Raw genomic sequence first — 18,212 nt, 5'->3', positions numbered from 1 at the left:
AGAGCACTGCCCTTGATAATCGTCTTCCTGCTGTGGGAAGTGCTCGTCATGGGCAATTGGGTGGATCGCAAATTTCTTCCGCCGCCGCATGATGTCATGGCGGCCTTGTGGGAAATCAGCGTGCAAGGAGAGTTGCTGGTCAATCTTTGGGCGACCTTGTTCTGTGCACTGCTGGGCTTGGCCCTGGCAACCGTGGTAGGTGTCGTGCTGGGGGCGTCGATGGCTACGCGCTGGTGGATCAACGGCTTCTTCGGCCCCTTGGTTGCAGCTACATATTCGCTCCCCAAGTCTGCCTTGATTCCATTGTTCATTCTTTGGTTTGGCATTGGCGATGTAACCAACACCCTGGTCGTATTTTTGGGCTGCCTGCTGCCGGTATTGGTCTCTACTTACCACGGCATTGCCAGCGTACCGAAAGCCATGATCTGGAGCGCTCAGGGGATGGAAACGTCGTCGGGCAAGATCTTGCGTCGCATACTGCTGCCTGCCGCCATGGCGCCGATTTTGAACGGCATCCGCATCGCTTTGGGTTACTGCTTTGTGCTGGTGCTCTCCGCAGAGATGATCGCCACCAAGAATGGTATGGGGAAGCTCATTTTCTTGTACGGCGAAGGCGGCCTGTATAGCTACATGCTAGGCGGCATCATGGCTGTGGTGCTTGTCGCCTTTGTTTGCGACCGAGCCTTCATCCGCATGACGACACGCCTGCTGCACTGGGACGACACCTATGCGTCGGGAGCTGCAAAATGAATAATCTCCAGACCACCAATTATGCGGCGGCCTTCCTGCGTGGCCTCTTATATTTATTTCCGTTGGTGTTGCTGCTTGCGGTATGGGAGTTTACCGCCAGCATGGGCTATGTTCGGCCTTTGTTTCTACCCCGCCTGGGCGCTGTCATCACACAGTTTTTTGTCTTACTGGATAACGGCGAAGTCATACAGCCGTTGGCGGTAAGCCTGTACCGCGCCTTTGCGGGGCTTGCGATAGCGGCCGTTATCGGCACGGTTATTGGCATGATGATGGCGCGCTTGCGATGGGCTAACTGGTTCTTTGATCCGCTGGTCTCCTTGGGCTTTCCTTCGCCCAAGATTGTCTTTATTCCGCTGTTCATTTTGTACTTCGGTATAGACCACACGTCGAAGATCTTGCTTGTTGTCCTGACCTGCGTATTTCCCATGATTATCGCCGTCCAACAAGGCGCGTCGTCGGTGAACCGCATGATCATTTGGTCTGCAGAAAGCATGGCAACCAGCGAACGCAGCCTGTTTTATCGCGTCATTCTCCCGGCTTCAATGCCTGCCGTCTTTACAGGCGTCAGAATCACGATGCCGGTCGCCCTAATTACTGCATTCACCTGCGAGATGGTCGCCGGAGGCGGGGGCGTTGGTGCAGCGCTGATCTACGCGCAGCGGTTCTTCGAAACCCCTACCGTCTTTGTCTACATTGTTCTGATGCTGATCGTTGGCATCGCGCTGGATAAATTATTCCTGTACGCGCGCCGCTGGTTGATTCCATGGCAGCAAGATGATTAAAGCTAACACGCGTTCCGCGCAAACTTCCGGCCGCCGTTGCCGTCATTACCAAGGAAAACTACTGCCATGAAAATTGTTCGTTGTTCTAACGAAAGCCAGCCCATGCCCTTCTGGGGCATTATCGAAGGCGACGATGTCGTTGGCCTGCGAGGCGCTCCGTTCGAGAGCATACAGCCGTCCGGTGTGCGTGTATCCCTCAGTGATGTCACCTTGCTGGCACCTTGCGAGCCGTCGAAGATCGTGGCTGGTGGCGCGAACTATCGCAGCCACCTGGCAGAGTTGGGCTTGCCGATTCCCAAGCACCCCATGTTCTTTCTAAAGGCACCCAACACGCTGATCGGACATGGTCAACTGGTCGAGCATACCGAACAAACCAGCCAGCTGGAATTCGAGGCCGAACTGGCGATTGTATTGAAAAAGCCGCTGCGCAAGGCCTCTCCTCAGGAAGCCAAGGCCGCAATTTTTGGCTATACCTGCGCCAACGACGTAACCGCAAGAGATATCCAATTCCGTGACAACAGTTTGATGCACATGCCTCACGCCAAGTCCTTCGATACCTTCTGCCCTGTCGGGCCCTGGATAGAAACAGACATTGCCGACCCTAGCCAGCTAGCGATCAGCTCTATGCTTAATGGCTCCGTGGAGCAGATAAGCAGCACCAGCGATATGATCTTTCCCGTCGAGGAAATGATTAGTTATTTTTCCCATATCATGACGCTCTTGCCCGGCGACCTCATCCTGACCGGCACGCCGACAACTTCGGGCAGTTTGAGCGTTGACGATCAGATCGAGATCACGATCGAAGGGATAGGGACCTTGAGCAATAAAGTGGTTGCCTCGGTTACGGCGTAAGCGGGTCCTTAAGGATTGCTGGGAGGTGGCGTTCGTGAACGTACGCCGCCTTCTTGAGTCAGGGCAGCGAAGGTGCAGGTGGCGTGTCGCCAATTGGTCCGGGCATCCGGGTGCACAAACGCCCTGGACCGGGCAGCTGTTGATTGTGATTGATCCGGCCAAGGGGGCGGACACAATTTTGCCGAGCGCGCAGACCGACTGGTCGCCGCCTTGCATGGCGCCGGCCAGCAGCGTCTTCCAGGTGGCAGGCGCCATAGTCAGCGGAACGAGTCCTTTGGGGTTTCTCCCTATATTCGGTTTTGGGCTGATCAATATAATGGTCAGGCCAATTTACCATCACCGGAGAAGCAATGAAGCGGGTAGTAGTAACGGATTACACCTTTCCTGATTTGAATAGGGAGCGGGCTGCGGCAGTTAGCAACGGCGCCGGTTTCGATACCTTCCAATGCAAAACCGAGGACGAGGTTTTAAAGGCGGCCCGCGGTGCCGATGTGCTGGTGGTCCAGTTCGCACCGGTAACGGCCCGTGTGATCGACGCACTGGCTCCGAATGCCGTGATCCTCAGGTACGGCGTGGGTTACGACAATATCGATGTGACTCACGCGATCGCAAAGAACAAGCGAATTTGCTACGTACCGGACTATTGCCTAAACGAGGTTGCCGATCATTCCGTCAGCTTGCTGCTTTCGCTCTTGCGGCGGTTGAAGGATCTGGATGCTTCACTCAGGCGTCAGGAATGGCAAGGGGTGAAAGTCGCCGGCAACATGAAGTCCTTTGAGCAAACCAATATCGGTTTCGTCGGCCTGGGTCGGATCGGCAGGGCGGCGCTTGCTCGATTGCAACCTTTCGGCTTTCGCATCAGCGCTTTTGATCCGAAGCTAGATGAAGGGGAGGCCCACGGTCTGGGGGTTGCCGCTGCATCGCTGGATCACATACTGCAGCATTCGGACGCCATCATGCTGCATGCCCCGTTAACGCCACAGACCCGGCACATTATCAATGCAGATAGCATTGCGGCAATGAAACCAGGCGCGGTCGTTATTAACTGTTCGCGTGGTGATTTGATACATGAGCCATCGTTGGGCAAGGCGTTGAGATCCGGTCGGATAAGAGCTGGTCTTGATGTGTTTGCAACCGAGCCACTGTTGCCGGACACCCCCCTGATTGATGCTGCCGAGAGTATCTTGACGCCGCATATCGCATGGTATTCGGAAAGTGCCATTTCGAATTTACAGAATCTTGCCGCCGAGGAGATCAGCCGAGCGCTGCTGAATCGTGCCCCACGTTGCTTGATCCCAGAATTTGCCGCTGTGTAACGCTATTACAACTAAAACATATCCAAAGGAGCTATCCAGATGTCATTCACTCGCAGAAGCTTTATTACGTCTACCTTAGCCGCTGGGGCGGTTGTTGCCTTACCGCGTTTTGCGGCAGCGGCACAAACTTTCCACATGTCGCATATCTTCAACCTCGAAGATCCTAAGCATATTGCGGCTGACCAGTTTGCCAAGAAGGTCGCGGAGCAGACGGGGGGCGAGATTATCATCAAGATCCATCCATTGAGCCAAATTGCAGGTTTGCGCGATGGTGTTGAAGGTACGCGCTTGGGCACCATCGACATGACTCTGGCCGACACGGCGACCTTGGGTTCCTGGGCGCCTGAGCTGGGCCTGTGGTCTTTGCCATTCGTATTTCGTGACTACGATCAAGTGCTTAAAGTCATGCAGGGGCCCGTTGAAGAGTGGCGTGTCGATGTCATTAAGAACAAGGTGGGCCTGGTGTCCATTGGGCACGCGGTCACTGCTTTCCGGGTCATTATTAATACCGAACGTCCGCTTACCAAAGCGGAAGACATCGTCGGCCTGAAGATGCGGGTTCCCGAAATACCGGTATATGTATCGACTTTCCGAGCGCTTCAGTCTAATCCGACACCAATACCATGGGGTGAAACCTATTCGGCGCTGCAGACGGGAACTGTAGAAGGCGTTGAAAGTGATCCCATTGGGTTAAGCCTCGCGAAATTCACCGAAGTTACGAAGTTCGCTTCTAAAACTAATCACATTCTCCTCGATGCAGGCCTGCTGGTGAACTCGGCCAAGTTCGGGAAACTCTCCAAAAAGAACCAGGAAATTCTGACTAGCCTGGGCAACGAACTTGTATCGCAGGACCTTTCCAAGAGCAGCATCGTCGCGCAGAACAAAACCTGGGAAGAGTTTGGAAGCAAGCTTCAGGTCAATGACGTGGATGTGGAGAGCTTCCAGCAAAAGTTGGCCCCTATGGTTGATGAGTTCGCGAAAACTCATAAAACTCAGCACATCATCAAGATGATCAACGCGACCTGAACATTAATACAAGGTTTAGTGATGGCCACAAGCATTCCAGGCAAAATCGTGAATGTGCTCAGGCACATGGTAGAAGGCGCCACGGCGGTTTTATTTGTCAGCTTTTCTGTACTTATCGTTGTTCAGGTCATTTTCCGGTATGCCCTGAATGACAGCATATTTTGGGCAGAGGAGTTCAGCCGATTGGCGTTCTTTGGCGTACTGATGTTGACCATGCCGATAATTTGCGACAGAAAGGCGCATATTGTCATGGACCTGCTTGAGGCCATGCTGCCGCCGCGTCGACGGCGCAAGCTGGAAAAAGTTAACGCTGTCATCATGATTGTGTTCTTTGCCATATTCGCCTGGACGGGTGTCGAACTGGTGCTGCAATCGCAGTTCATGATGACAAGCGCGACCAATCTTCCGATGGCGTATGTCTACGCGCTTGTCCCGATCGGTGCACTGCTCTCCATCGTGTTCGTCATAAATAACTGGTGCACTCACCGCGGGAACGAGAATGATTAGTGCATACATGATGGTGCTGGCCTTCACAGTATTGCTGGTACTTGGTACGCCTATTGCCTTCGCTATGAGCTTGGCAGCAGTCTTTGCAATAACGTTGTTTGATCCTGCGCCTCTCGTGTTGTTGCCCCAACTATTCTTTACTTCTACCAATAACTTCTCTTTGTTGGCCATACCGCTGTTCATCTTCGCTGGAGCGTTGATGGCAAAAGGAGGCATTACTGACCTTTTGGTGAACTTTTCGCGAGCTGTACTGGGGCATTTTAAAGGCGGTCTTGCGCAGGCCAACATATTATCCAACACCTGCATGGCGGCCGTGTCGGGTTCGGCTACGGCTGATGTTGCCGCAGTCGGTTCTATCATGATTCCCGCCATGACGCGTTCAGGCTACCCGCCCACCTTTGCGGTGTCGGTTACCAGTTGCGCGGCGATGCTCGCTACGATTATCCCGCCATCGGTAGTGGCCATTATTTACGCCACGATTACGGGAGTATCGGTAGGCCAGCTGTTCTTAGCTGGCGCTGTCCCCGGTCTGTTGTCCGCTGCCGGCATGATGCTGCTGACACGCATGTATGCCGTGAGGTTTAACATGCCATCGGACGAGAAAGCCAATTGGACGGAAAGGCTGCGTCTGTTTATCTTGGCGGTACCCGCCTTGATGATGCCAGTCATTATCGTTGGTGGAATTCTTGGCGGCATTTTTACGGCCACCGAAGCGGGTGCGGTAGCTTGCGCCTATGCGCTTGTTTATACGATCTATAAGGGCAAGGCTCGGCCTCGTGCGCTATACGAAACGGTACTGGAGGCAGCTGTGATAACTGGCGCGGCACTTATTGTCGTGGGTGGTTGTGCTTTGTTCTCGTGGGAGCTCGTACGGTCTGGCGCCACCGAGGCTGTAACGGATGCCATCATGACCTTCTCCGACAATCCCCATGTCGTGGCGGCCCTGATTATCGGGTTCCTGTTGCTTCTTGGAACGGTCATGGAACCGGTCCCGGCACTAATCCTGTCCGGTCCACTGATCGTCACTGCTGTCAGTACCTTCGGCCTGGATCCTTTGTCGTTTGGCGTGGCATGTTTGATGGCGCTGATCCTGGGTGCCGTAACGCCGCCTGTCGGCATCCTCGCAATGGTGGCCTGCCGCATTGCGCGCATACCGTACTCATCCACGTTCCGCCCCATTATGCCCTTTGTCTTACTATGGCTGGGTTTGATCGTGCTCATACTGTATGTGCCGATCATCTCTAACTTCCTTCCCAGTTTCATTAAATAAGAGCCCTATGACCGAATCATCTTTGGGTCTGAATGGCCCGATAGAAAGAGTCTCCGTTGCCGAGCATGTCGCCAATCACATCTTGAATCTGATCAAGACAGGTGGGCTGACGTCTGGGCAAAAGCTGCCCACAGAACGAGACTTGGCTACAAATTTACAAGTATCGCGTCCAACGGTTCGCGAAGCCTTACGAGGGCTGCAGATACTGGGAGTGATCAACATTAGGCAAGGGGGCGGCGTATATGTATCGTCCCTGAAGCCGGTTGATCTTCTCCAGCCGCTGCACTTTTTTCTTAGTTTATCGGGCGAGAACTCCGCGAACCTGCACGAGGCGCGCGTGATAGTCGAGGGAGGGCTTGCCAAGCATATTATCAGGACGCTTGAAGCAGATCCGGAGGCACAAGTAACAGTTAAGCAGTTGCGAGACAGCCTCAACCGTCAAGAAAAGTTGGTTAATGATCCCTTGACGTTTCGCATTGTGGATATGGAGTTCCATCGATTGGTCAGATCGCTGGTGCGTAACCCGTATCTCGATCGGATGTCGCTTTCTTTATACACCCTGGGTGCTGAGTACCGGCGTATCTCATGGGAATCCAGCGGTGTTTTAAGTCAATCCTATGCCGACCACATTCTTATCGTCGAAGCGCTAGAGCGACGTGACGAAGAGGGCCTGCGCCAGGCACTTACCAAGCACATGGAAACTGTACACGACTCCATGCAATTTAATTCGAATCAAAAGCAGGATGTTAGCGATGACAAATGAACAACGCGCCAAGGGCTTGACGGTTGAGGCGCTATGCGCCGATGGCTTTTCGACGCCATGGGATGCGCCGATGAACCCTCCGTTCCCGTTTGAGTTCAGAAACGTCGAATTCTTGACGTTTGCCTGGCGCACGCACCGCGAGAATATCGAAGCCCTGCTTCCGCCGGGGTTGGAAGCAACTTCCGATGTAGTATTAACCCATGTGGCCCGCATGAACGATACCGATTGGGTGGGCCCGTTTAGCGAGGCCAACACTATGGTCGGGTGCCGCCATACCGCCTCCGGCCAAGAAGGCGGTTACTCGTTGTACTTATTTTTGTCGTCAGACGTGGGTATTACGCAGGGAAGGGAAGTGCATGGTCAACCCAAGAAATATGGCGTGGCGTCTGTAGAGCGCCGTGGCGATGCCTGGGTGGGAACAGTCAACCGCAATGGTATTGATTTTTTCACAGGCACCATGGCTTACAAACAGAAAAAGTGTGATTCCGCTCTACTTGGTAAATACTTCAATTTCCAGACGAACATCAATCTGAAAGCCATTAATCATATCGATGGAAGCGCAGCTATCAGGCAACTGACTGCTCGTAAGTTGGCCTCGGTAGAGGTGCTTGAGTCATGGACGGGTCCATGCACCGTAGAGCTGAGGCCCAACATTCAGGCGCCCTTGTTCCGTCTTCCGGCGGTGGAAATGCTGGAAGGCTTTTACTGGCGTACCAACTTCGAATTGGTTCCCGGTTACATCCTGCACGATTATCTGGCCTGAAACGTCGTGTCGATGCGGCTTCCTTGTCTGCTGCCAACCTGCAGAGGCTCAGGGCGCTTGATCTGGAGTCTCTGCTGGTCGTTGAGAACATTGGCCGCATTGGCACTTCGTACGCGGGAGCCGAGAAGTTCATCTGTGTCGGTCTCGGCTGTAGTGTCATGCCGCTGAAACCGGCGCAGCCGCGCCCCCGTTTGTGGTCAGGCACATGTATTTCATGCACAAGCAGAGCACGCCGGCAGGCGCGGCATATTGGGAGCCAAGAGGCGGCGAATGTTGGCACAGCCTGGCCCTCGGGGGGGGCGGCCAGACTAAACCAGCCCCAGCTTGCGGGCTCGCTCTACTAACCTATACGCCTCATCAATAAACGGGCCGTCGACCAGCCGTCCGTTTACGACAAACGCACCAACGCCTCGGTCTTTTTCCAGTTCTGCTGCTGTGATCACTTCCAGCGCGTGCTTAATGGCTTGATCCGTTGGCCGGAAAACTTCATTGGCCAGCACGATCTGCGAGGGATGAATGCAGCTCTTTCCTGCGTACCCCAGCGCGTACGCGGCCTGCGCATCACGTCGATAGCCATCAGGGTTGGCGATATCCACGTATGCTCCGTCGTAGGCGGCAATGCCGGCCATGGCAGCGGCCAGCTTCACGGCCACCCGCACATGCTGCGTGGCAAATGGCTCGCCGGACGTAATTCCTAGCGGCGCAAATAAATCCCCATATCCAATCTGAAGACCCACGACTCTGGAGTCGGCCGCTGCTATCTCGCTTGCGCGGTGCAGGCCTAGTGGGGATTCAATGTTGGCCAATATACCTATCTGCCGTCCCAATCCGCGTTTGGCTTCAGTGGCTTGCAGCAAGTCTGCTACATGACGCAGGTCGTCGGCGCTTTCGACCTTGGGGATATTGATGATGTCGAGCGCATCAACGGCAATGGCGTCCAGATCGCTTGGGAAGTGAGCCGAATCCACTGGGTTCACCCGAACAATCAACGTCTTACCTGACGGATTGCGTTTGGCCTGCAACAAATAACTTGCGAGCGCACTTCGTGCTACGCCTTTTTTACTTTCCTCGACAGCGTCTTCCAAATCGAAAGATAGGGCGTCGGCCTGACTCGACTCAGCCTTGGGAAAGAGCTCCGGACGAGAAGCGGGTACAAAAAGTTTGCTGCGCATGATGGCCTCGCTAGTTTTGAATAAACGATATTGTAGACAAAATAATCAGTTTCCTGTATCTTGCTATTCAATCTGCCATCACAACCTTTCGATTGAGGCGACATAAACCTCAAGGACATCAATCTGGGGCGTAGCCCAAGGAGACAGCAATGCAACACTTGAAGCGATACATCAAATACTCGGTAGCGGCTTTAGCCATCTTTGGGGTCACGGCACCTGTTGCGCTGGCTCAGCAGACAGTACGCATTGCCTATGTAACCAGTGAGGTTTCGCCCCAGCACAATCAGTCGAAGCGGTTCGCCGAAATGATCGAAGAGCGCCTGCCGGGCCAGTTCACTTTTCGGTTCTATCCGAACGGCCAATTGGGCAGCGAGAAAACCAGTTTGGAGCAGCTCCAATTGGGAGAGCTCGAGATGGCGAACATCGTTACGCCCATCATGGAAGCCGATCGCAGCCTCGAAATTTTTGATTTACCCTTTCTCTTCAAAGACAGGGACCATGCAAGGCGCGCTCTGACGCCCGAACTGCGCGCACATATGCGTGCTTCGATTGAGAAGAAAGCCGACGTAGAGGTCTTGGGAATTTACGAGAACGGCTTCAGGCATACGATGTCTCGCCGCGAGATCCGCGTGCCCGACGACATGAAGGGCATGAAGGTACGAATTGCCGGTGGAAAGCTGCGACAGGAAGTTTTCCGTGCAATGGGCGCGAACCCCACGCCGATTGATTGGACTGAAGTGTTTACTGCCCTGCAGACCGGCGTCGTCGACGGAGCGGAAGCAGCCATCTACGGTCTTTACGAGGCCAAGCTCTATCAGATCACGCCGCATCTTTCCTTGACCAACCATGCCTATGCGCCGAGTTTCTTGGTCGCATCACAGGACTTCTGGAAGAAGCTGAACGCTGAACAAAAGAAGGCATTTGAAGAGGCCGGGCAGGAACTCGTCACCTGGTCGTTTGACTTCTCCGAGCGTAGCGAGGCCCAACAGCTCGAGGAGATGGCCAAGTACGCCAAAATCAATAAGGTGGAGTTCGAGAAATTCCAAGCTGTGACGGCGCCAGTACACGATACCTACGCGAAGCAGCATGGCTCAGAGTGGCTTGATGTCATCCGTGGAGCCGTACGATGATTCCATCGTCAGGCAACACACAACCGCGCGACCCGGTGCTAGGCCGGATCGACGCGGTAGTGGATGCCGTCCTGGCAACGATACTGGTCGCAACGACGGTCATATTGGTCGTTGGAGTGTTCTTTCGGTATGTCTTGAATGATTCCTTGGCATGGACCGATGAAATCGGCGGCAATTTGCTGGGGTGGATCAGCTTCCTTGGGGCTTACGCATGCTTCCGCAAGCACTTGCATCTGGACTTCGACATGGTGGTCCACAAGCTGTCGCCCAAGGTGCGGCGGCTGGTACAGGTCGCAAGCAATCTGTTGATGTTGGTGTTCCTGGTCGCAATGGCCTGGATGTCATGGATAGTGGTTAACCGCGTGGGCGGCAGCTACATCAGTTCGGTAGACATCCCTCGTGGCCTATTCCTGTCTGTGCTACCGATAGCCTTCGTCTTGATGGCGATGGCAGTGGTCCGCGTTGTGTTGAACCTGATCAAATCGGATGGCCGTTGACATGACCTGGATACTTTTCGGCGGCTTGGCAGTATTACTCATTATGGGCATGCCTATAGGCTTCGCACTGATGATTGCATCGGTAGGAGCCATGTTGTTTATCGACATGGGGCTGAAATCGGTTCCGCTTACTTTGTTCCATGGCACCACCAGTTTTGTGGTGCTTGCGGTGCCGCTGTTCATACTGATGGGCGAGCTGATGAGCGCCACATCGATAGCGCGCCGCATTGTGGATTTCGCGAGCGCGCTAGTGGGTTGGATGCGTGGAGGCTTGGCCAATGTCAATGTGTTGGCCAACATGTTCATGGCGGAGATCAGCGGAAGCGCTGTGGCTGACGCCGCCGCATTGGGAAAAATATTCGTTCCTCAAATGGCCAGGGTGGGATACCCCAAAGCTTTTGCGGTAACGGTTACCGCCGCTGCAGCCATTATTGGCATTATCATTCCGCCCTCGATTCCTATGGTGCTGTACGGCGCCGTAACGAACACGTCGATCCGGGATATTTTCATTGCGGGGATCGTGCCAGGCGTCATGCTGGTGCTTGCTTTCATAATCACCAATTACATTTTTGCCCGTAAGGAAGGCCACCCGGTAGATAGAGAGTTTGACTTACCTTCCGTGGTTCGTACTGCTCATGGGGCGATCGTGCCGTTGCTGCTACCTGTAGTCGTGGTCGGTGGCCTGATAAGCGGGATCTTTACACCAACCGAAGCGGCTGCGGTCGGGGTAGTACTGGCCTTGGTCTTTGGGTTGGCTCGTCGCGAGCTTAGCTGGAAGACCGGTTACAGGCTGCTTGTAGACAGTACTCATCAAACGGCCTCAGTCATGATGATATTGGCGGGCTCTGCTGTTTTAGGCCAGGTATTGGCTAACGAGCAGATACCCCAGCAGATGGTCGAAGCCATGGGCGGCATAACCAATACTGCCTTTGGTTTCTTGTTGCTTGTTAACGCCATACTTTTGGTCGCGGGCATGTTCCTTCAGGCCCCCGCTGCCATCATCGTGATTGTCCCGGTATTGCTTCCTATGGCCCTTCAACTGGGTATAGATCCTGTGCATTTTGGGGTCATCGTCTGCGTGAACCTGGCGTTGGGCCAGCAAACGCCGCCAGTAGCCACCGTGTTGCTTACGGTTTGTAGTATCAGCGGCGTCCGCATGCATGAGACTTTCCGATACATGAATTGGTACATCCTGGCCATGCTTGTCGTGCTGGCCCTAGTGACCTATGTGCCTTACCTAACCCTCTGGTTCAAGTAGAGCGAACAGAAAATGAGTAATCCGAGATGGAAGTGCCGGCCGCCTGGTTCGAACTGGGGCGACTTTGGTCCCAATGACCAATTGGGTCGATTGAACCTGCTCACCCCTGAAAAGGTCAAGCAAGGCGTCGCGGAGGTGAAGACAGGCGAACGTTTCTGCCTAAGCCTGCCCCTGGATCTGCCGGGCGGCAATCGCCTGAACCCCCGTCGTCATGCCCCACGTTTGCAGCCGGTGTCAGACGGAAAGAATGACTACTACAACTATCCATTATGCTGCGAACACCCGGGAGCGACGGACGTTATTTCCGATGATTGCGTCGTGCTGTATACGCAATACTCGACGCAGTGGGATAGCCTGGCGCATGTGGGTGGTTTGTTCGATGTGGATGGCGACGGTACGCCGCAGCGGGTCTACTACAACGGATACCGTGCTGGTAGCCACGTGGTGGGCGAGACCCGGCCAGTTAACACGGTTGACCGCCAGACGGTAAACGCCGGCGCCCTTGGCGTGGAGAACATGGCCGTTGCTGCGATCCAGGGCAGGGCTGTCTTGGTGAATCTCCATAAGCATTACGGCGATGATCGGGTTGAAGTCGACTACGCGCTCTTGAAGAGCGTGCTGGCGGCCGACCGCATCACAGTTGAGCCGGGCGACATGCTTTGCCTGTATACCGGTTTTGCCGACCGGGTTGTGCAAATGGCGGGCGATCCGGACCCGGCGGTCCTGCATGGGGCTTGCGCCGTCCTGGATGGCCGCGATCCCGAGCTTCGTGACTGGATAACTTCCAGCGGCATCGCGGCGTTGATTGCAGACAATTATGCGGTCGAGAGGCGGCCAACTACCAAGCAGCCGCCTTCAGATGGCCCCTTCATGCCTTTGCACGAGCTGTGTTTATTCAAGCTTGGCTTGCCGCTGGGCGAACTATGGTATTTGGCAGAACTCGCCAGCGCACTTGAGTCGCAAGGCAGATCGCGCTTCTTGCTTACGGCGCCTCCGTTGCGCCTGCCTGGCGCAGTGGGCTCTCCGGTAACTCCGGTTGCCACCATCTAGCAATGACAGATTTAAAAGGAAGCGATGTGAAGCTAGCAGTATCTACGGAAGCGGTACGGTCAGATGATACTTGTCAGGCCGGGCCTTTAAGCGGCATTCGCGTTCTGGACCTCAGCGCCTACATTGCAGGCCCGTATGGTTGCACCCTCCTGGCTGACCAGGGTGCGGAAGTAATCAAGATCGAGCCACCCAAGGGCGATAACCTCCGGAAATACCCCTCCACGCTCGAAGCTGAAGGACGCGCCTTTCTTGGGGTGAACCGCGGAAAGCTCGGTATGGTTCTGGATTTGAAGTCCGACGAGGGCTACGCCGTTCTACTCGACCTGGTCCGCTCCGCCGACGTGCTGGTACATAATTTTCGTCCCGAGGTCGCGCCGCGCCTGCGCATCGATTTTGAAACACTGGAGCAGATCAATCCAAAACTGATCTACTGCGCACTGAGTGGATACGGCGAGACAGGCCCGTTAAGGAACAAGGCGGGCTACGATCAGGTGCTGCAAAGCATGTCGGGCATCTGCAGTTTGCAGGGAAGCCTGGAAGATCCCCAGATCGTTTATGGATCGGTGGTCGATTACTACGCTGCGTCGCTGTTGGCGGGCGGGGTGGCATCAGCTTTGTACGCACGCGAGCGCACCGGGAAGTCACAGTACGTCGGTATATCTTTGCTGCGCAGCGCGCTAGCCATGCAATCAGCCCGCTTGGTATGGGCGCAAGGCGAGCCGCGTGATGTGAATCGCGATATGCGTTCCGGTGGAATCACCGGTTTGCATCCCACGCGCGCCGGAACCTTGTATATATCAGCCAACACGCCGCACTTCTGGCTCGCCTTGTGCGAGCTGACTGGGCTTAGCCGCTTGGCTGAAGACCCTCGCTACGACACCGTCCGTAAACGTGCGCAGCATGTGGACGAGGTTGTACCGCAACTTCGTGCGGCGCTTCGCGAACGTACAGCTAAAGAATGGGAGGAGATCTTCGGTGAACGCGTGCCCTGTGCAGCAGTGTTGCAGGTAGAAGATATGTTCGATCATCCGCAAGTTGCGGCGGAGAATATGGTGGCCACTTACGAACATCCGCTGGTGGGCAGTTATCGCGGCATGGCCAGGCCCATCAAGTTCGGCGAACAATATACCGCAGACACCCTCCCGGCAGCGCCCACCTTTGGGCAGCATAGTGACCTGATCTTATCCAGGCTTGGGTATTCGGCTGAGCAATCTGCCGAACTAAAAAAAGCCGGCGTAATCAGCTAGGCCGCCGCAGCAAATCGCATCATGGAGACTTTATGAGCAAGCAAGCCCAGCCCACGGATCGGCCGTGGGATGCCTATCTTGGCGAAGCCGATAGCGCCGTGGTTACCAAGGGGAAGTTCGGGCGTCGTATGGGGTTTGGGCAGCGTCCTGCCGTGGTAGTCATCGACGCCCAGAAGTATATGGTGGGCGTGGCTGATGACGATGCGGCATGGCCGTCCAGTTGTGGTGAAAGCGGCCGCGAGGCGGTCCGGCAAATCGGCCGTCTGGTCGAACAGGCGCAGCAAGTCAGCGTACCGTGCTTCTTTACGCTATTCGAGATCAACCCAAATGGTACCGATATGGGAGTCTATCGGCTTAAGCGCGACCTGCTGGATAGCGACAGATGGTGTCTGGCGGGGACCTTGGGTGCCCAAATGGTGCCTGAACTGACACCCAGTGATAACGATGTCGTCTTCGTAAAGAAAAAGCCCAGCGGATTTCTCGGAACACCGCTATTGGGATACCTGGTAGATCGTAAGATCGACACGGTGATTGTGGTGGGTGGGGCAACCAGCAATTGCATCCGTGCTACCGTTTTTGATTCTTCATCTTACAATTTCAGAACCATCGTGCCTCAAGAGGGCGTCTTCGATCGGATACCGATATCTCACGCTATCAGTTTGTTCGATATGGACCGCCAGTTTGCCGACGTGATTCCGATGGAAGAAGTCATCGAGTATTTACGGACGCTGCCCGCCGGGCAGCCCGCTAGCGAAGGAAGTTGATATGGATGGGAAAGCTCCGGGAACAATACCTTATTTCCTTCGCGAGCAGATCCGGCAATTGATTATCGATGGTTCGTTAAGTCCGGGTCAGCCCGTGCGCGAACAAGACCTTGAGAGCCGTTTTAGCACCAGCCGCAGCCCAATACGCGAAGCGCTTCGCATGCTTGAGCAAAGCGGCTTGGTCACGCACACACAACGTCGCGGGTTCAAGGTCACGGTATACACCGAGAAAGAAATTATCGACCAGTACAAACTTCGAGCCGAGCTCGAGGCCTACGCCATTATGGAGCTCGCGGAGGTAGGCGAGTTGGACGAGCTGATCGAGAGGCTTAAGGACTGTCATGCGCGTTTGGGGCAGGCTTATGCCGCGCATGATGCATTGGCTTATCTGACCGAAATCAAGAACTTCTACAACGAAATCGTCACTTGTACGAATAACAAACCGTTGACTGAAGCTTTATCGAAGCTTAGCGAGAAGGCGCAACCCTTGCGCTACAACTTGATATCGCGGCGCTTGGACCAGAGTAAATCCCTGGAATACACGTATCAAATCATTGGAGCGCTGGCCGAGCGGGACTTTACGCGGGCCGCTACCTTGAAGCGTGAGCATGTGATGATCAACCTACCGGCCATCTTGCAGGCCTACGCCGAAGCGCGCAGCAAGCGTAAGCGCCTGGCTGCCGAGACGTGAACAACCCCGTTTCCGCATGTCGGCCTCCATGATTTGAGGGTTGGGCTCCAGTGCCTAGGCAGCCAATATCCTATCCAGTTCCACAATAGTTTGAAGCAGTACGTCGGTGCCCTTCAGCAATTGCTCTGGCTCTATCCATTCCTCCGCGCTGTGGCTCCTGCCCTGCAAGCAAGGAATGAAGATCATTCCCACTGGGCCGGTTTTCGCCACATACACAGCATCGTGGCCAGCGCCGCTGGGCAAGCGCATGCTTTGGTGACCCAAAGACGTTGCGCTACGCTCGATGGCCGCCATGATCGTGTCTGAACAAGTGGTCACCCCCGAATGGCTAAGGTCGTCAATCGTGACGGTGACGCGTACATCTTCCAGCCGATCTATGTTGCGCTCGGATAGTAGTTCCGGGAAGTGTTTCAGAACTTCTTCATCGTCGCTGCGCACCTCCAGGATCATGTCCACCTTTGCCGGCACGGCGTTGGACATGTTTGGCGTCATGGTCAGACGCCCCACCGTCGCCACTACGTAGCGCTGGGCACTTCCCAGTTCCCGCGCAAGTGCGCAGGCAGCGTCGATCAGCCGTGCCGCGCCTACCAGCGCGTCCTGGCGTAGGTTCATCGGAGTAGTGCCCGCATGGTCGGCGCGACCGTGGACGGATATTGCTACTCTACGTATGCCCACGATATGTGTGACCACGCCGATGGGCAGGTCGCGACTTTCAAGGACGGGTCCTTGCTCAATATGTAGCTCTACGAAGGCGCCGGTGCTACCGGCATCGCGCAACGGACGACGGAGCGCCTCTGGGTTCCCTCCTATGCGTCGAATACCTTCAGACAAAGATTCGCCGTCTGGGCGGCGGGTGGCAAGCATTTTGGCATCGAGCAGCCCTGAAAACGCTCGACTACCCACACAAGAGATGCCGTAATCGCTGGGCTCCTCCGAAAGAAAATCTATGACTTCAAAGGGATGCGCCAATTCAATGCCTTGTTCGCTCATTGATTGCGCTACTTCGATGCCGGCCAATACGCCGATGATGCCGTCGAACCGCCCGCCTTCCAAGACTGTGTCGGTGTGCGAACCAGTGATGATGGGTAATGCGTCGCGGTCTCGCCCGTCGCGCCGACCTATCATGTTGCCGCCCTGGTCCAGATGGACGTTCAATCCCGCCTGTTCCATCTGCTCTTGCAGCCATCGGCGAGCGTGGGAATAGCGATCGGTGAAGGCGCGCCTAGTCCAGGGCATATGGGGATCAGTAAAGGAGGAGAGCGTCTCAACGCGTTTCCAGAGCCGCTCAATATTGTTAAGCGGGCCGGCTGTAGGAACTGTTTGCATGAGGTTTGGCTTTTGATGATACACAGGCTTGCCAGTGTAGAGAGCTTTCGTCATGCGGTCTTATGCTAATTTATTGTCAAGCCATAACGTTTAATTAAGGAGTAGGCCTGTGTCCCTGAACCTTAGACAGATCGAGGTCTTCCGCGCGATCATGCTGACGCAGTCCATTACCGGCGCCTCTCAGTTGCTCCATGTGTCTCAGCCCGCAGTTAGCCGCTTGCTGTCTTACATTGAGACCAGGGTTGGTTTCGTGCTTTTCGAGCGCATCAAAGGTCGTCTCTATGCGACGCCGGAGGCGCGCCAGCTTTTTCAGGAAGTCGAGACAGTCTATAAGGGCGTGCAGCGCATCAATCAGTCCATCAATGACCTCGTGGAGAAGCGGTCTTTGGCCTTACGCCTGTGTTGCAGCCCGAGCCTCAGCCAAACGCTCGCGCCCAAGGCGCTTGCGATGTTGGGAAGTCGTTACCCCGAAGCGCGGATCTTGCTCGATACGAAAAATATGGCGGATATGATCAACGCACTGCTTACCCAGGAGTTCGAGTTCGGCATAAGTATCCAGCCCATAGAGCACCCCAATCTGGAGTGTTTGCCCATCTATGAAAGCCCGCTCAATGTGGCGGTGCCGCCCGGCCATAAGCTCGCCGAAAGCTCTATGCTTACGGTCGAAGACATAGCCCAGGAACGGTACATTGCCTATGGGCTCGATACGCCACTAGGCATACTGCTCGATATGGTATTTCGCAGTCAGGGTATAGAAATCAGGCCGGCTGTAGAGGTGCGCCATACGCACACGGCGTGCGCGCTGGTTCAAAACGGTGCCGGCGTGGCAATTATCGATGGCCTATCGGTCAATGGGCGCAGTTGGCCCAGTATTGTGACCCGGCCTTTGGCGCCGCATACGGTGATCACTATATGCGCCGTTTACTCCAAGTTCCATCCACTGTCCATGATAGGACGTGAGCTTCTCGCACTTCTGCTTGGAAACACGACGTATAAGGAACTCGTCAGCGCGCGCTGACCATTAACCTCATGTTATGCAAAGGCGATA

Annotated in this window: 19 protein-coding genes; 17 read left to right on the top strand and 2 right to left on the bottom strand. The window is 55.1% G+C overall.

Features of this window, described 5'->3' with window-relative positions; all coding sequences use genetic code 11:
* Positions 1-12 precede the first annotated feature (12 nt).
* The 9 genes from CKA81_RS13085 to CKA81_RS13040 all read left to right on the top strand — a co-directional run bounded on the left by CKA81_RS13085 (position 13) and on the right by CKA81_RS13040 (position 8,029).
* Positions 13-750, top strand: coding sequence for an ABC transporter permease (locus CKA81_RS13085; protein WP_206750834.1), 738 nt, complete (start codon positions 13-15; stop codon positions 748-750).
* Positions 747-1,532: an ABC transporter permease gene (locus CKA81_RS13080; RefSeq protein ID WP_128355668.1), complete on the top strand. Its 786-nt coding sequence runs from the start codon at positions 747-749 to the stop codon at positions 1,530-1,532. Before CKA81_RS13085 ends, CKA81_RS13080 begins: the two co-directional genes overlap by 4 nt.
* A gap of 66 nt (positions 1,533-1,598) precedes the next feature.
* On the top strand, positions 1,599-2,384 hold the full coding sequence (locus CKA81_RS13075; RefSeq protein ID WP_128355667.1) for a fumarylacetoacetate hydrolase family protein: 786 nt from the start codon (positions 1,599-1,601) through the stop codon (positions 2,382-2,384).
* A gap of 350 nt (positions 2,385-2,734) precedes the next feature.
* Positions 2,735-3,700 carry a C-terminal binding protein gene (locus CKA81_RS13065; protein ID WP_128355666.1) on the top strand — a complete coding sequence of 322 codons (966 nt, stop codon included), beginning with the start codon at positions 2,735-2,737 and terminating at the stop codon, positions 3,698-3,700.
* Between the two features lie 39 nt (positions 3,701-3,739).
* Positions 3,740-4,726, top strand: a complete 987-nt coding sequence (locus CKA81_RS13060) for a TRAP transporter substrate-binding protein (RefSeq protein ID WP_128355665.1) — start codon at positions 3,740-3,742, stop codon at positions 4,724-4,726.
* Between the two features lie 21 nt (positions 4,727-4,747).
* Complete coding sequence (locus CKA81_RS13055; RefSeq protein ID WP_128355664.1) at positions 4,748-5,233, top strand: TRAP transporter small permease; 486 nt, start codon at positions 4,748-4,750, stop codon at positions 5,231-5,233.
* The gene (locus CKA81_RS13050) at positions 5,226-6,503 is read left to right on the top strand and encodes a TRAP transporter large permease (RefSeq protein ID WP_128355663.1); all 1,278 of its coding nucleotides are present in this window, start codon (positions 5,226-5,228) and stop codon (positions 6,501-6,503) included. The genes CKA81_RS13055 and CKA81_RS13050 overlap by 8 nt, the downstream gene beginning before the upstream one ends.
* A 7-nt stretch (positions 6,504-6,510) precedes the next feature.
* Positions 6,511-7,266, top strand: coding sequence for a FadR/GntR family transcriptional regulator (locus CKA81_RS13045; RefSeq protein ID WP_164878399.1), 756 nt, complete (start codon positions 6,511-6,513; stop codon positions 7,264-7,266).
* Complete coding sequence (locus tag CKA81_RS13040) at positions 7,256-8,029, top strand: acetoacetate decarboxylase family protein (protein ID WP_128355661.1); 774 nt, start codon at positions 7,256-7,258, stop codon at positions 8,027-8,029. The genes CKA81_RS13045 and CKA81_RS13040 overlap by 11 nt, the downstream gene beginning before the upstream one ends.
* A 308-nt stretch (positions 8,030-8,337) precedes the next feature.
* Here the strand turns inward: CKA81_RS13040 and CKA81_RS13035 are convergent, their stop codons facing one another.
* Entirely contained in the window at positions 8,338-9,201 is an 864-nt protein-coding gene (locus CKA81_RS13035) for an HpcH/HpaI aldolase/citrate lyase family protein (RefSeq protein ID WP_128355660.1), read from the bottom strand.
* A 149-nt stretch (positions 9,202-9,350) separates the two neighbouring features.
* On the opposite strand from CKA81_RS13035, the gene CKA81_RS13030 reads away from it, so the two are divergent.
* Genes CKA81_RS13030 through CKA81_RS13000 form a run of 7 tightly spaced genes read left to right on the top strand, consistent with a single transcriptional unit; the run spans position 9,351 to position 15,838 of the window.
* Positions 9,351-10,331, top strand: a complete 981-nt coding sequence (locus CKA81_RS13030; protein WP_128355659.1) for a TRAP transporter substrate-binding protein — start codon at positions 9,351-9,353, stop codon at positions 10,329-10,331.
* Positions 10,328-10,828, top strand: coding sequence for a TRAP transporter small permease (locus tag CKA81_RS13025; protein WP_128355658.1), 501 nt, complete (start codon positions 10,328-10,330; stop codon positions 10,826-10,828). Before CKA81_RS13030 ends, CKA81_RS13025 begins: the two co-directional genes overlap by 4 nt.
* A 1-nt stretch (position 10,829) precedes the next feature.
* Positions 10,830-12,086 (top strand): TRAP transporter large permease, encoded by a 1,257-nt coding sequence (locus CKA81_RS13020; protein WP_128355657.1) that lies wholly within the window; start codon positions 10,830-10,832, stop codon positions 12,084-12,086.
* A 12-nt stretch (positions 12,087-12,098) separates the two neighbouring features.
* Positions 12,099-13,136, top strand: a complete 1,038-nt coding sequence (locus CKA81_RS13015) for a cyclase family protein (protein WP_128355656.1) — start codon at positions 12,099-12,101, stop codon at positions 13,134-13,136.
* Between the two features lie 26 nt (positions 13,137-13,162).
* On the top strand, positions 13,163-14,383 hold the full coding sequence (locus CKA81_RS13010; RefSeq protein ID WP_228255721.1) for a CaiB/BaiF CoA transferase family protein: 1,221 nt from the start codon (positions 13,163-13,165) through the stop codon (positions 14,381-14,383).
* A gap of 32 nt (positions 14,384-14,415) precedes the next feature.
* Positions 14,416-15,147, top strand: a complete 732-nt coding sequence (locus CKA81_RS13005; RefSeq protein ID WP_128355654.1) for a cysteine hydrolase family protein — start codon at positions 14,416-14,418, stop codon at positions 15,145-15,147.
* A 1-nt stretch (position 15,148) separates the two neighbouring features.
* A complete protein-coding gene (locus tag CKA81_RS13000) occupies positions 15,149-15,838 on the top strand; it encodes a GntR family transcriptional regulator (RefSeq protein WP_128355653.1) in 690 nt (229 codons plus the stop codon).
* A 54-nt stretch (positions 15,839-15,892) separates the two neighbouring features.
* Here the strand turns inward: CKA81_RS13000 and CKA81_RS12995 are convergent, their stop codons facing one another.
* Complete coding sequence (locus CKA81_RS12995; RefSeq protein ID WP_128355652.1) at positions 15,893-17,164, bottom strand: Zn-dependent hydrolase; 1,272 nt, start codon at positions 17,162-17,164, stop codon at positions 15,893-15,895.
* A 109-nt stretch (positions 17,165-17,273) separates the two neighbouring features.
* On the opposite strand from CKA81_RS12995, the gene CKA81_RS12990 reads away from it, so the two are divergent.
* Positions 17,274-18,182: a LysR family transcriptional regulator gene (locus CKA81_RS12990; RefSeq protein ID WP_128355651.1), complete on the top strand. Its 909-nt coding sequence runs from the start codon at positions 17,274-17,276 to the stop codon at positions 18,180-18,182.
* Positions 18,183-18,212: the final 30 nt, after the last annotated feature.

It is taken from the genome of Pollutimonas thiosulfatoxidans (assembly GCF_004022565.1).
Classification (GTDB): domain Bacteria; phylum Pseudomonadota; class Gammaproteobacteria; order Burkholderiales; family Burkholderiaceae_B; genus Pusillimonas_D; species Pusillimonas_D thiosulfatoxidans.
This window is presented reverse-complemented; position numbering and strand designations above follow the sequence as displayed.